The organism is Vagococcus fluvialis bH819, assembly GCF_900163795.1.
GTDB lineage: Bacteria > Bacillota > Bacilli > Lactobacillales > Vagococcaceae > Vagococcus > Vagococcus fluvialis_A.
In genome coordinates this window covers 1-15,007 of sequence record NZ_FWFD01000008.1, presented here as the reverse complement: position 1 = coordinate 15,007, position 15,007 = coordinate 1, and the positions used below count along the sequence as shown (strand labels likewise).

At 28.5% G+C, this 15,007-nt stretch carries 14 protein-coding genes and 2 pseudogenes; all 16 read left to right on the top strand.

Translation table 11 applies throughout. The features are described 5' to 3' along the window. Positions 1-18 precede the first annotated feature (18 nt). Positions 19-1,835 (top strand): annotated as a pseudogene (locus FM121_RS04105) (polysaccharide biosynthesis protein). 2 nt (positions 1,836-1,837) lie between these two features. After that, a complete protein-coding gene (locus FM121_RS04100; protein ID WP_086950891.1) occupies positions 1,838-2,452 on the top strand; it encodes a sugar transferase in 615 nt (204 codons plus the stop codon). A gap of 7 nt (positions 2,453-2,459) precedes the next feature. Further along, positions 2,460-3,347 (top strand): NAD-dependent epimerase/dehydratase family protein, encoded by an 888-nt coding sequence (locus FM121_RS04095; RefSeq protein WP_086950890.1) that lies wholly within the window; start codon positions 2,460-2,462, stop codon positions 3,345-3,347. Then, positions 3,344-4,492 carry a glycosyltransferase family 4 protein gene (locus tag FM121_RS04090; RefSeq protein ID WP_086950889.1) on the top strand — a complete coding sequence of 383 codons (1,149 nt, stop codon included), beginning with the start codon at positions 3,344-3,346 and terminating at the stop codon, positions 4,490-4,492. The genes FM121_RS04095 and FM121_RS04090 overlap by 4 nt, the downstream gene beginning before the upstream one ends. Beyond that, a complete protein-coding gene (locus tag FM121_RS04085; protein WP_086950888.1) occupies positions 4,493-5,521 on the top strand; it encodes a glycosyltransferase family 2 protein in 1,029 nt (342 codons plus the stop codon). It abuts the gene before it with no gap. A gap of 17 nt (positions 5,522-5,538) precedes the next feature. Then, positions 5,539-6,450: a glycosyltransferase family 2 protein gene (locus FM121_RS04080; protein ID WP_086950887.1), complete on the top strand. Its 912-nt coding sequence runs from the start codon at positions 5,539-5,541 to the stop codon at positions 6,448-6,450. Positions 6,451-6,452: 2 nt separating this feature from the next. Next, positions 6,453-7,514, top strand: coding sequence for an EpsG family protein (locus tag FM121_RS04075; RefSeq protein ID WP_086950886.1), 1,062 nt, complete (start codon positions 6,453-6,455; stop codon positions 7,512-7,514). Positions 7,515-7,534: 20 nt separating this feature from the next. Beyond that, positions 7,535-8,653 carry a glycosyltransferase family 4 protein gene (locus tag FM121_RS04070; protein ID WP_086950885.1) on the top strand — a complete coding sequence of 373 codons (1,119 nt, stop codon included), beginning with the start codon at positions 7,535-7,537 and terminating at the stop codon, positions 8,651-8,653. After that, positions 8,650-10,065, top strand: coding sequence for a lipopolysaccharide biosynthesis protein (locus FM121_RS04065; protein WP_086950884.1), 1,416 nt, complete (start codon positions 8,650-8,652; stop codon positions 10,063-10,065). Before FM121_RS04070 ends, FM121_RS04065 begins: the two co-directional genes overlap by 4 nt. A gap of 26 nt (positions 10,066-10,091) precedes the next feature. After that, the gene (locus FM121_RS04060; RefSeq protein WP_086950883.1) at positions 10,092-11,258 is read left to right on the top strand and encodes a nucleotide sugar dehydrogenase; all 1,167 of its coding nucleotides are present in this window, start codon (positions 10,092-10,094) and stop codon (positions 11,256-11,258) included. A 31-nt stretch (positions 11,259-11,289) separates the two neighbouring features. Further along, entirely contained in the window at positions 11,290-12,432 is a 1,143-nt protein-coding gene (gene wecB / locus FM121_RS04055) for a non-hydrolyzing UDP-N-acetylglucosamine 2-epimerase (protein ID WP_086950882.1), read from the top strand. A 22-nt stretch (positions 12,433-12,454) separates the two neighbouring features. After that, a pseudogene (locus tag FM121_RS14630) lies at positions 12,455-13,411 on the top strand (acyltransferase). Between the two features lie 197 nt (positions 13,412-13,608). Beyond that, positions 13,609-14,016 carry a glycerol-3-phosphate cytidylyltransferase gene (tagD, locus tag FM121_RS04040; RefSeq protein WP_086950879.1) on the top strand — a complete coding sequence of 136 codons (408 nt, stop codon included), beginning with the start codon at positions 13,609-13,611 and terminating at the stop codon, positions 14,014-14,016. A gap of 145 nt (positions 14,017-14,161) precedes the next feature. Further along, the gene (locus FM121_RS04035) at positions 14,162-14,353 is read left to right on the top strand and encodes a hypothetical protein (RefSeq protein WP_086950878.1); all 192 of its coding nucleotides are present in this window, start codon (positions 14,162-14,164) and stop codon (positions 14,351-14,353) included. Beyond that, a complete protein-coding gene (tnpB, locus tag FM121_RS04030; RefSeq protein WP_086950877.1) occupies positions 14,343-14,699 on the top strand; it encodes an IS66 family insertion sequence element accessory protein TnpB in 357 nt (118 codons plus the stop codon). Before FM121_RS04035 ends, tnpB begins: the two co-directional genes overlap by 11 nt. Positions 14,700-14,775: 76 nt before the next feature. Beyond that, positions 14,776-15,007, top strand: a 232-nt coding sequence (locus tag FM121_RS04025) for an IS66 family transposase (RefSeq protein WP_143597058.1), incomplete at its 3' end; no start/stop codon positions are given.

Genomic DNA, 15,007 nt, shown 5'->3' with positions numbered 1-15,007 from the left:
TTGGAGGATATTAAAAAAATGGGTAGAAAAACCAAAATGGCAGTTATTTTACTAGTTGATTTAGCAATAATTGTCTTTGCAAATTTAGTAAGTAATATTTTGTTGGCTTCAATGATGACAGTATCAAGAAGATATATGGTCTTTACACTGATTGCTCAGGGTACACTGTATATCTTGTTTGGTTTTTTATTTGGAGTATTTAATAGAATTACCCGTTACACGAGTATTAATTCTTTAGTATCAATCTTTTCTGCAATAACCGCAGCAAGTACTTTGGAGTTAATATTTTTTTATGCCATAAAATCAAGAAAAGAAGATTTATTTCAAAGTATCTCAGCTTATTTTATTGCCTTACTATTAATTATTAGTAGTCGGATTGTGTGGCGGGTCATAGTAGAACATAAGTTTAAAAACAAATTTTTAGATGAAGAAGAAGTGCAAAACGCCTTTATCATTGGTGCGGGGGACGCAGGTGAGTTTCTTTACAACACACTAAGGAATAACACAGACCGAACACATTTAGCAATTAGAGGTTTTATTGACGATGATGTAAATAAATATAAAACTATTCTTTGTGGTTTAAAAGTCTTGGGTGGAATGGAAGACTTACCAAAACTGATAGACAAATACGATGTTCAAGTTTTAACAGTTGCGATACCGTCAATGACGGCTGCTGAATACGAGAGATTACTGGATATTGTTAACCCATTAGATGTTGAACTATATACAATCCCTTCTATTGAGGAGTTAGCAACAGGAAAAGTGGCTGTGACTAAGTTCCGTGAAATTGATGTTGTCGACTTATTAGGCCGAGACGAAGTGAAGCTCGAGATGGAAACCATAAAAAGCCAGATTACTAACCAAGTCATTATGGTAACTGGTGCGGGTGGTTCAATCGGTTCGGAAATTTGTCGTCAAATAATGACTTTTTCACCAAAAATGCTTCTACTTTTAGGACATGGTGAAAATTCAATCTATTTAATCGAAAAAGAATTAAATCAAACTTTTAATGAGAAAAACACTGAAATTATCCCTGTGATTGGTGACGTACGAGATGCAAAACGAATGTTTGAAGTGATGGAAAAATATCAGCCAAATATCGTCTATCATGCGGCAGCCCACAAGCATGTTCCTTTAATGGAATATAATCCAGCAGAAGCGTTGAAAAATAATATCTATGGAACAAAAAACGTTGCAGAAGCAGCACTAGCAAGTAATGTAGGTTCATTTGTTATGATTTCACAGATAAAGCGGTGAAACCACCAAATGTCATGGGAGCAACGAAAAGAATTGCCGAGATGATCGTCACTGGACTTAATGGTAAAGGAACAACTAAGTTCTCTGCTGTTCGCTTTGGTAATGTACTAGGTAGCCGTGGTAGTGTGGTTCCATTATTTAAAGAACAAGTAGCAAAAGGTGGTCCGTTAACAGTCACTGATTTTAGAATGACTCGTTACTTTATGACTATCCCAGAGGCAAGTCGATTAGTCATCCAATCAGGTTCTCTAGCAAAAGGTGGGGAAATCTTCATCTTAGATATGGGAGAACCAGTAAAAATCTACGACTTAGCGAAGAAAATTGTGAAGTTAAGTGGCTATACCGAAGCTGAGATTAATATTGTCGAAGCAGGCATTCGCCCTGGTGAGAAATTATACGAAGAATTGTTGGTAGATAAAGAGCGCTCGAAAGAACAAGTTCATGAAAAAATATTTGTGGGTAATGTCAAAGGCTTCACGTATGATCAAGTACTAGACTTTGTCGAGAAATTACCTAAGAATCATGAAGCTTTGGCTAAAGAGTTAATTTATTTTGCGAATAAATCAAGTGAGGAATAAGTATGTATAAAAAAGGATTGAAAAGATGTTTGGATTTTTTGTTGTCGTTAATGGGTATTATTGTATTATCTCCTTTACTGATTATTTTAGTCGTTGCAATTAAGTTAGATTCTAAAGGACCAGTGATATTTACGCAAAGACGTGTCGGAAAAAACAAAAAATTATTTAATATCTATAAGTTTAGAACGATGAAGATTGATACACCAAAAGAAATGCCAACCCATTTACTTGAAAATCCAGATTTTTTTATTACTAAAGTTGGGAAATTTTTGAGAAAGACAAGCTTGGATGAATTACCTCAATTATTTAATATCCTAAAAGGTGACATGGCAGTCATAGGACCAAGACCAGCACTTTGGAATCAAGATGACTTGATTGAGGAAAGAGATAAATATAAATCAAATGACATCCGTCCAGGATTAACAGGTTGGGCACAAATCAATGGTCGAGATGAACTAGAAATTGAGTACAAAGCTAAATTAGATGGTTACTATACTGAAAGAGAAGGTTTTGTAATGGATGTGAAGTGCTTCTTTGGAACCATAGTCTCTGTTTTTAAATCAGATGGTGTGGTAGAAGGTGGCACAGGAAGTCAAATCGATACAGAAGGAGAATAACTAGCACATGAAAAGAATATTAGTGACAGGTGAAAATAGTTATATTGGCACTTCTTTTGTCGAGTTTATGAATGACTATAAAGATGAGTATACAGTAGAGACGATATCTGTCCGTGGAGATGAGTGGAAAGAGAAAGACTTCTCTAACTATGATGTGATCTATCATGTGGCGGGGATAGCTCATGCTGATGTAGGTAGTGTATCTAAAGAGCAACAAGAAATATATTATCAAGTGAACCGTGATTTAACTTATGATGTAGCAAATAAGTATAAACGAGATCGAGCTGAAAAAACATCTCAATTTATTTATATGAGTTCTATTATTGTGTATGGAGACAATGTAAGTTTCAGAAAAAAACGTGTGATTACTAAAGATACTGCCCCCAATCCTTCTAATTTTTATGGTGATAGTAAATTACAAGCAGAACAAAAAATCATACCCTTAGGAACTGAGACTTTTCAGGTCTGCATCGTTCGTCCACCAATGATTTATGGTCCTAACAGTAAAGGAAACTATCCTCAACTTAGGAAATTTGCTTTGAAACTACCTATTTTTCCTGATATTCCAAATGAAAGATCGATGCTTTTTGTGGGTAATTTGATGAATTTTATCAAAACTATGATAGATGAAAATAAACCAACTGAGATTTATATGCCGCAGAATTCAGAATATGTGAGAACAAGTCACATGGTAAAAGAAATTGCGAATGCTCATGGAAAGAACATTAGACTATTCTCTTTTATGAATTGGAGTGTGTATCTGCTTAGTTTTGTGCCAGGTAAAATTGGTGATTTAACGAATAAAGCGTTTGGTAATTTGGTTTATGAGGAAAAAGTAAAGAATAGTGAAGTTGATTTTAAAAATAGTGTGAAAGAAACGGAATGTAAACGATGAAGAAAGTTCTAATTGTATCATCAGTAGCATCAATGATAGATCAGTTTAATAAAGATAATATAAAAATACTACAAGAACTAGGGTATGAAGTTCATGTAGCAACAAATTTTGAAAATCCTGGCACAATTACTTCGGAAAGATCCAATCAGTTAAAAAAATATTTAGAAAAAGAAAAAGTTAAATATTATCAAGTAGATTTTGATAGAAATCCGTTGAATTTAACTGAATTTAAAAAAGCAAAAAGACAATTAAGACAACTTTCTGGAGTTAATGATTACGAATTTGTTCATTTACATTCCCCAATCGGTGGAATAATAGGTAGAATAATTTTTGGTAAATCCAAAACAAAAGTTATCTATACGGCACATGGTTTTCATTTCTTTAAAGGAGCTCCTTTAAAGAATTGGCTTATTTATTATCCTATTGAGAAATATTTTTCAAGATGTACGGATATTTTGATAACAATTAATGCAGAAGATTATAATTTTAGTCAAAAAAAATTAAAAGCTAAAAGAACCGAGTTTATAAATGGTGTAGGTGTTGATACTAAATTATTCAAACAATTTAGTGAAGAAGAAAAAGAGAAAATTAGAAATAAGAATGGTTTTAACAACGATGATTTTTTATTGATTTATGTTGGAGAGTTATCTCAAAGAAAAAATCAAGATTATTTGATAGACGTAATGAGTGAGATTAAGAAAAAAGAAATAAAGTTACTTTTAGTCGGAAAAGGACCATTAGAAGAAACTTTGAAACAAAAAGTAAAAGAAAAAAATTTAGAAGAAAATATATCCTTTTTAGGATATAGATCAGATGTATCAGATTTAATGGGAATGTCTGATGTTGTTGTTTCTGCGTCTAAGCAAGAGGGGTTACCCGTTAATTTAATTGAAGGTTTATGTGAAGGTAAACCTTTGATAGTCTCTGATTGTAGAGGCAATAGAGACTTAGTTGAAGATGGTGTTAATGGATTTGTTATAGGAGAATATTCTGATAAAAATTTTTCTGACAAAGTATTTGAATTATATTATTCGGACAGAAAAAGAAATGAGTTTTCATACGAAAGTATAGGAATATCAAAGAAATATGATATAAAATATGTGCATAAACAAATGTTAGAAATATATAAGTGTGAGGACGTATAAATGAAAAAATTGTTGACTATTATAATACCTGTATATAATTCAATTAAAACAATTGAGTGTACAATGAATACTTTGAAAAATCAAAATTGTCAAAACTTTGAAGTTGTTATTGTGGATGATGGTTCTACGGATGGTTCATTAGAGAAAATAAGGGAATTAAATAAAGACGTAGAAAAATTTTCTATTACAGTCATTAGTCAAGAAAATAGAGGACCATCTAGTGCAAGAAATGTAGGAATAGAAAATTCTAATGGAAAATATATCATGTTTTTAGATTCAGATGATATATATTCTCCCAATATGACGAAAATTATGGTAGATAACATGGAAAATTCAAAAAGTGATTTAGTTGTTTGTGGTATTAAAAAAAAGATGAAAAGAAAAGAATACATGTTAAACATGGAGTCTACAAAGTATTTTGATCAAAAAAGTATAGCAAATAATTTAGAAAATATTCAAAAAAAAGAAATTTTAAATAGTGTCTCTAATAAAATATATTTACTAAGCATAGTAAGAGAAATGAAAATTACCTTTGATGAAAACTTATCAATGGGAGAAGATTTTAGGTTTAATCTTCAATATATCAATATTATAAATAAAATGAATATAATTTCTGATGTACTGTATATTTATGAAACAAATAGTAGCTATCTTACTAATAAAATAAGAAAAAATGACTATGATAATAGAAAAGGAAATATTGAAATATTGGATAAATTCTATAAAAAACATAATTTAGAGGTAGATTTATCTTTTCAGTATGTAAAAATTTTTTATTCAGAAATATTTAATTCTTTTAAAGAATTTGGTGTTTTTAATTTTAAAAAAAATATAAATGTGATAAATAAATTATTAATAAAAGAAGAAATAAAGACAATGTATGAGAAAAAAATAACAGGGAATAAAATAGAAAAAATTCTAACATATCCAATAAGTCACTCTAGCATTGTAATGATCTACTCAATTTCTATACTTTCTTTTTGTGGTAGGAATCTGAAATTTAATAAAATAAAAACAAGAAGTATGTAGAAAGGAAATGATAGTTGATGGGGATATCATATGTTATTCCACATTATGAGAGTTTGATAAGTTTGAAAAAACTTTTAAAGAGTATTGAGTTATCAGAAAATGATGAGGTTTTAATAGTAGATGACTGTAGCTCAAATAAAATTTATGATGAATTGAAAAATTTTGAAACTAAGAATATAAGGGTTTTTAGGAATACAAAAAATGGAGGTGCAGGTAAAGCTAGAAATCTAGGAATAAGAAATGCAAGTAAAAAATGGCTTATATTTGCTGATTCAGACGATGTTTTTGTTGAAGGCTATAGAAGCATTTTAGAAAAACACTTAGAAAGTAAGTCAGATATAGTATATTTTAAGCCCACTAGTAAAAAAGAATCAATTAATAAAAGTGTAATAGAAAATAGACATAGTTTTTATAGTTATTTAATAGATAAAAATTTAAAAAAGAATAATGTTTATACTGAAAATGATTTGAAGTATAAAATGGTAGTTCCTTGGTCAAAGATGGTGAGCAGACAATTTGTAAAAGAAAATGACATCAAATTTGATGAAGTAAAAGTATCAAATGATGTAATGTTTGCTACTAGAATAGCTTTTTATGCAAAATCTATAAGATGTGTAAATGAAACTATATATTGTTGTGTAGAAATTGAAAGTTCTATGACAGCAGATACTTCGTTTAGTAAGACAATGGACAGGTTGGATGTATTTAATACTCAGTATGATTTTTTAAAACAAAACTTAAGTAAAAAAGAGTTTAACAATTTATGTATAACAGGATTGAGTTATGTACTATTAGCTAAGCGTAGTAATTATACAGTGTCACAAAAAAAAAGTATAAACTTTTTTTTAAAAGAGAAGAATATTCCATTAGTGACTAAAAGATATATTTTCTATAAAATTTCTAAATTCTTTACTGAGAAAGGAGCTTAGTTATGTATAATTTAATAAATGGAATTATTATTATTCTGTCACTAACTACAGCTCTTTTACCGATAAAAAAAGAAACTAAAGATAAACTTTTTTTGATAATTATCGGAATTATATTGATTTTCATAAGTGGATTTAGAGGAAACTTTAGCCCTGATTATGGAAATTATGAACATATATTTAGGACAATTCAGAATTTAGGGTTAAAAGATATTCTATTAGGAAATATAAATGTAGAAATTGGATATGCTTTGATTAATAAAGTAGTAGGTTTTTTTACTAGTAATTATAATATTTTACTTACAATAATAGCAGCTATTATTGTTCTATCTTATTTTAAAAAAATATATGAATATTCGCCAAATGTATCTTTAAGTGTGTTGTTGTTGGTGACTTTTGGTAGTTATTACACTTCTTTCAATACTATGAGACAATTTATGGTTTGCGCACTATTCATGTATGCTATGGAATATGTATATTCAAAGAAATTTTTAAAGTACTGCTTAGTAGCAGTAGCATTATTTTTTATTCATAAATCAGCAATTGTTATGATTCCTTTTTACTTTATATTGAGAGTGGAGTGGAATAAGGTAAGACATTTATTTTATGTAACTTGTTTTTTTTCAATGTACATAATTTTTTTGTTTTATCAAAAAGAATTTGTTGAACTTATCACGCATATTTTTTACAAAAATTATGGACTTAGTGGAGCATTTGGTATAAATACTGGGGTACCTATGTTGGCAATTATGAGACCTGTAACTATAGTTATTATTTTATTATCATTATACAAAAAAATTAATTTTTCTAACATTAGAGAATTAGTGTGGTTTAATTCATCAATATGTTTTTTATTAATTTCAATATTGTCAATTAATATTGAAATGTTTCAAAGATTTACATACTTTTTTCTACCATATATGATATTTCAAATACCAGTTCTTATTAGTAGAATAGACAATAGAAAAATACGTTCTTTTTATATTATATCAATAGTGATATTGATAGTATCATATAGTTATTTTACTAATACAAACAGTGTATATTTTTTTGTATGGGAACACTAAAAAAAATATAGGAGGAAATAATGAATATATTAGTTTTAACACAACAATATCCAAGTAAAGAAAATTTGTATAGGAATGGCTTTGTTCATACTAGAATAAAGAAATATCTAGAACTTGATGATACATTAAACTTTAGAGTATATGTTTTATCAAATAATAAAGAAATTATGCATTATAAGTATGATGAAATAGATGTTACAGTTGGAAATGAAAAAGAGTTATTAAAATATCTCCTTGAAGAGAAAATAAATCATATATTTATACATTTTTTATTGAAATCAATGGTTCCTATATTATTAGATGAACGTATATCAAAAATCAAAAAAACTGTATGGGTACATGGTTATGAGGCTTTAAGTTGGAAAAGACGGTTGTTTAATTTTTTTAATAGACACATTATATTTGATATTATATATAATGAAAAACAGCTCAGATCATTGAAAAATTACGTGAGTAGAGAAAATAATACTGATTTTGTTTTTGTTTCTAATTGGATGAAAAAAATAGCTGAAGAGGATGTAAAAATTGAATTTAAAAATAGTAATATAATTCCTAATGGAATTGATACTGATTTTTATACGTATTCAAATAAAAAAGGAAAGCAAAAAAATATTTTATTAATAAGACCTTTTAATAGTAGAAAGTATGCAACCGATATTGCTCTAGAGGCAATACGGTTATTGTCTAAAGAGAAAAATTTTTCAGAATTTAAAATAACTATTATAGGGGAAGGTAAATATTTAAAAAAAGATATAAAAGGATTAGAAAATTACGATAATGTAAAAATAATTTCTAAATTTTTAAATAAAAATGAAATAAAAATGTATCATGAAAAGAATGGTATTTTTCTATGTCCTACTAGGCAGGATGCACAAGGAGTTTCAATGTGTGAGGCTATGTCAAGCGGATTAGTGCCAGTTACCTCTAATAATACTGCAATTCCTGAATTTGTAGATGAACAAGAGGGCTATTTATGTAATACACCTGAAGAATTAAAGGACGCAATAATTGATTTACAAAATGATAAAATAATAGAAAAAGCCTCTGTTAATTCAAGATTAAAAATTGAGAAAAAATGCAATTTAAACAATATCTCTAATCAAGAATTGGAGTTTATAAATGAAAGGATAGAGAAATGAAAATATTCTTAAAAAAACTGGCAGGATTTTCAATAGGGCCGGTTGCGGGAGCCATAATTTCATTAATAACAATTCCTTTAACAACGTATTTTATCAGTCCAGAAGAATTTGGAAAATCAAGTATGTTTACGATTATGTTATCGTTTATAAATATAATATTGTATTTAGGAATGGATCAATCTTTTGCGAGAGAATATCATGAAGTTAAAAATAAAAACAACTTGTTTTTTAACTCAATAATACCACCAGTTATTTTTTCTGTAATTATCTGTACTTTATTGATTTTATTTAGAAGTACAGTTTCTATTGCTTTATTTAAAAGTGAAGAATACTCACATATTTCAATTGTTTTAGGGTGTATGCTAATTACAGCTGTATTGGAGCGATTTATTCTAATGAGAATTAGGATGGAAGAAAAGGCTATAGAATATTCAGTTTTTTCAATTTTTGTGAAATGTACAGTTTTATTTTCTTTAGTATTCTTTATCATTTTTTTTGAAAAGAATTTTCTTATTGTTGTTTATTCAACTATTTTTGGACAAATAATAGGAGATATTTATTTGATAATTAGATATCGCTATTTTTTTAAAGGTTGCTCAGTAGAAAATATAGATAGTGAGTTAATGAAAAAAATGTTGAAATTTGGTTTTCCTTTACTAATTGCAGCATCATTAAACTCTTTTCTAAATGCGACAGGAACTTTCTCTATTAGAAAGTGGAGTACATTCCATGAGTTAGGTATCTTTAGTGCTGGTCAAAGAATATCTAATTTTTTAAATATAATTCAATTAGCATTTACAAGCTTTTGGATTCCAACTGCTTATAGATGGCATAAAGAGAATAGAGAATTAAAAAATTTTAAATTTATTAGTGATGTTCTCTTATTAGTGATGTCGATAGGTTTTTTTATTGTCATTTTTTTTAAGAATTATATAGTAATTTTACTTTCTTCAGATTATGCAGAAACAAAATATATAATTGGATTTCTTGTAATGGTTCCCATTTTATATACACTGAGTGAGACAACAACTTTAGGAATTGTGTTTTCTAAGAAAAGCTACTTAAATATATTAGTTAGCATTTTTTCCGTATTTCCATGTTATATTCTTAATTATTATTTAGTTCCTTTATATGGAAGTAGAGGGGCATCAATATCGATTGGAATTGCTTATTTTCTTTTTTTTATTACTAGAACTATCTTATCAAAGAATAACGATTTTGATTTAAAAATAACTAAACATTATTTAGTAATAATTGTTTTATTTATTGTTGCTACATTAAACCTATTTGATTTAAAGTATATATTATTAGCTAATTTAATATTTTTTATATTAGTTATTTTGATTCAGGCATCAGTGCTAATAGATTTAAAAAAATCTATTAGAGGAGAACAACGATTTGACTTGTCATAATTAGATTTTAAAAGGGGAATGAACTAATGAAAATATCAGTTTTCGGTTTAGGTTATGTTGGTTTAGCAAATAGCTTACTACTTGCTCAAAATGAAGAAGTAGTTGCTTACGATATAGTTGAAGATAAAATAAATAAATTGAATAAAAAAGAATCAACATTAGTTGACTCAGAAATAGAAGAATTTATAAAAAAAGATAATTTAAATATCGAATTCACAATAAATTTTGAAAAAGCAGTAAGTCATGCTGAATTATGTATTATCGCAACACCAACAGATTACGATGAAAAGAAAAATTATTTTAATACATCAACTGTAGAAGATGTCATTCAAAAATCGTTAGCAATTAATCCTGATAGTGTGTTTATTATCAAATCAACAGTTCCAGTTGGTTTTACAGATGAGACAAAAGAAAAATATGGAACAGAAAATATTATCTTCTCACCTGAATTTTTAAGAGAAGGAAAAGCCTTATATGATAATTTGCATCCTTCAAGAATTGTAGTAGGAGAAAAATCAGAAAGAGCTAAAAAATTTGCAGATGCATTATTGAGAAATTCTTTTGAAGAAGATGTACCTGTATTGTTTACAGATTCAACAGAAGCAGAAGCGATTAAACTATTTGCTAATACTTATTTAGCTTTGAGAGTTTCTTATTTTAATGAATTAGATACCTATGCAGAATCTAGAGGTTTGGATGCTAAACAAATTATTGATGGTGTTGGATTAGATCCTCGTATTGGTTCACATTATAATAATCCTTCTTTTGGCTATGGTGGTTATTGCTTACCAAAAGATACAAAACAATTATTAGCTAACTATGATCAAGTACCTAATAATATTATTGGAGCCATTGTTGATTCTAACCGCACAAGAAAAGATTTCATAGCTGATCAAATTATTGCTAAAAATCCTAAAAAAGTTGGAATCTATCGTTTAACAATGAAGGCTAATTCTGATAACTTTAGATATTCTTCAATTCAAGGGATTATGAAGCGAATAAAAGCTAAAGGAATTGAAGTAGTCGTATATGAGCCAACTTTAGAAGGTGATGATTTCTATAATTCAAAAGTAATTAAAGATTTTAATGAGTTTAAAGATATTTCTGATGTTATTGTGACAAATCGTTTTGAACCAGAATTGGAAGATGTTTCTGAAAAAGTTTATACAAGAGATATTTTTAAGAGAGATTAGAATTTATTAATTTACTATAGGAGTGAATAATTTGAAAAAAATAAAAGTTATGTCAGTCTTTGGCACACGACCAGAAGCAATAAAAATGGCACCTTTGGTATTAGAAATAGAACGACAATCAGATGTTTTTGAATCAGTAGTAGTAGTGACAGCTCAACATAGAGAGATGTTAGATCAAGTCTTAGAAATATTTAAAATCAAACCCGATTATGATTTGAATATTATGAAACCTAATCAAACTTTAGCTGATATTACGAGCAATGCATTAAAAAAACTAGATCCAGTTATTAAGGAAGTAATGCCAGATATAGTTTTAGTACATGGAGATACGACAACTGCCTATGTAGCAGGACTTGCGGCATTTTATAATCAAGTAAAAGTTGGTCACGTTGAAGCTGGATTAAGAACTTGGGATATTTATTCTCCTTTTCCAGAAGAAGCTAATCGCCAAATGATTGATGTAATAACTGACTTATATTTTGCTCCAACAAACACAAGTGAAGAAAATTTATTATCTGAACAAAAGAATCCTAATAATATTTTTGTAACTGGAAACACAGTGATTGATGCACTTAAAGAAACGGTAACTTCTGATTATAAAAATGAAGTTCTGGATAGTATCCCTGAAAATGATAAGTATATTTTAATGACTATGCATAGAAGAGAAAATTTAGGTGGACCGATGAGAGAAGTCTTTGAAGCAGCTAAAGAAGTTATAGAGTCAAATAACTCACTTCACTTAATTTACCCTATGCATTTGAATCCAAAAGTTAGAGAAGTAGCAACTGAGATATTAGGAAATCATTCAAGAATTCATTTAATAGAACCGCTAGATGTTGTTGATTTTCATAATTTTGCTTCTAGAAGTTACTTTATTATGAGTGATTCAGGTGGAGTCCAAGAAGAGGCTCCTTCATTTAATGTTCCAGTTCTGGTTTTAAGAAACACTACAGAACGTCCAGAAGGTGTAGAAGCAGGTACTTTAAAATTGATTGGAACAGACTATAATGATGTTAAAAATGAAATGTTAAACTTGCTAAATAATAAAGAAGAGTATCAAAAAATGTCTGATGCTAAAAATCCTTATGGAGATGGATTAGCAAGTAAGAGAATTGCTTTTGAAGTTGCTAATTTTTTTAATAAAAAAGCAGAAGATATTTCAAAATTTGTTTGAGTATTTTTTAAGGAGATAAAAAGTGAATAAACGCAGTGAAACATTAGATATATTAAAAGGTTTATCAACAATAGCTGTAATAATGATACATATAACAACTAGTGAAAATATAATATTATTGACTCTAAATCAATTTTCTAGATTTGCAGTACCTATATTTTTGTTTGCTAGTGCTTATGGACTAACTGTTTCGAAGAGAAAAGAAGGATACACTGGCTTTGCTTATAGAAAAATAAAAGCTTTACTACCTTTGTATATAATTTGGTCGATTATTTATTACGTTTTTAATAATAATAATTTTAGTATATTTATTTTTTAAAAAAATTTATTAGTCGGTGGAGCAAGTTATCATCTGTACTATGTACCGCTAGTTATTATGTTTTACTTAATCTTTCCTCTATTAAAAGATAATATAAATAACTATAAGAGCTTATTTATTGTATTTGTTTTAACTATTACTAGTCAGGTGTTAACTATGATTTTAACAGATAGTTGGAAGATTCTTTCACTATTTCCTTTAAACTGGTTGTTTTTCTTTTGTTTAGGAATATTTATAGCCAAAGTTAATCCTGATTTTAATGTAAAAAATAATAATAGTAAAAAAATAATAATGATAATTATATTCTTTTTAATAGTGGTTGAATTAGTTCTTTTTAAAAAAGGAGTTATTTCATTTAATTATATGACAATTACAACTAGGCCCGAAATTATTGTTTTAACAGTTTGTCTCATATTGTTATTATCTATCAAAAATCCAATAAAAAATAATCGACTTATACAAGTAATGAATCGGCATTCTTATGGTATTTATTTATCACATCCTTTTCTTCTTCTAATAATTAAATCTATTTATTATAAAGTTGGATTTAAGAATACCATAGGAGTCTCATTTTCAAGTTTTCTGATTGTTATTTTAATTGAATATGTATTCTTTAGTAACTATGAAAAGGTAAAAATATTAAATAAGAAAAAAGTATAATCGGTGGATTTGTAGTTAATGTTTTATTATTTATTGATAATCATGCATCAAACTTAAAAATTTAATATATGGAATTTTTAAGTTTATAAGTGCAATGAAATAAAAAGCAATTAAAGTTAATCTCTATGAATAACTTTAATTGTTTTTTAGTTTATGCTATCCTTAACCATAACAACTACATTAAGGTGGAATACAAAATGAGAAAAGTAATTACATATGGAACATTTGACTTATTACATTATGGTCATATTAATCTATTAAGACGTGCGAAAGAGCAAGGAGATTATCTAATTGTTGTCTTATCTTCAGATGAATTCAACTGGGATGAAAAACAAAAAAAATGCTACTTCTCTTATGAAAAGCGTAAAATGCTTTTAGAAGCGATTCGCTATGTTGACTTAGTAATTCCAGAAAACAACTGGGATCAAAAAATGACGGATATCGAAGAATTTAAAGTAGATGTTTTCGTCATGGGGGATGACTGGAAAGGTAAGTTTGACTTTGTCAAAGAAACAGGGGCAGAAGTCGTTTACCTAGAACGTACACCAGAGATTTCAACCTCTCAAATCAAAAAAGATTTACACGAAAAAAACGCCGCTAAGTAATTAGCGGTTTTTTTTGCATCTTAAAAATTGTTTTATAATAAAGTAATCTAGGTGTCAAGGGCGGTAAGCGGGAAGTAACCAAGTATATAGTCACACCTAACCTCCTCGGTTATTCTTAAGTTACAAATAACGAGGAGGTTTTTCAATGATAGACAAACAAGAAATTGTTCCCGTTTCTTTACAACCGACACCGCCTAAAAGTGCCCCTACATCCAATCAAACCACGCAAAAAATTGCTTTACGAGTCAAACGAGATAATATGGATATCACGATTTACAATGGATGTAATAACTATATTCTTAGCGCTGCTTTGAAAGAGTTCAATCATGGTTCTTGATTACACGAAGATACAAACGATTTATATTGTTTGTGGTAAGACGGATTTAAGACGTGGGATTGATGGTCTGGCTTCGATTATTATGAATCAATATGAGTTAGATGTTTATTCGGATGCCTTATTTCTATTTTGTGGTAATCGTTCAGAACGGTTCAAAGCACTTTACTGGCAAGGGGATGGTTTTATTCTCCTGTATAAACGGTTTGAAAATGGAAAGTTACAATGGCCTAGAAAACAAGAAGAAGTCAAAGAACTAACGCAACAACAACTCCGTTGGTTACTAGAGGGCTTATCCATCGAACAAAGAAAGAGAATATCAAAAGCTCAAACTGGATTTATTTCCTAATTTGCCGTTTATAATGAAAATTATAGACGGTTTTTCGTCGTATTATTGATAGGATTAGTTATCGTATCATGTGTGAATGGAGGTGTTACTTTTGACCGAGTTTGAAGAACGATTGTTAAAACAAAACGAAGCTTTAACTAATGAACTTAAACTTCTAAGAGAACAGAATCAATTTCTTTTAAATAAATTGTATGGACGTTCGTCCGAAAAATCAATTGACCCTAATGGGCAATTAGATTTATTTGAAGAGGACTCGTCTTTTAATCTAGCAGAGACAACTGAAGAAAAAACCGTCTTTGAGGAAATTA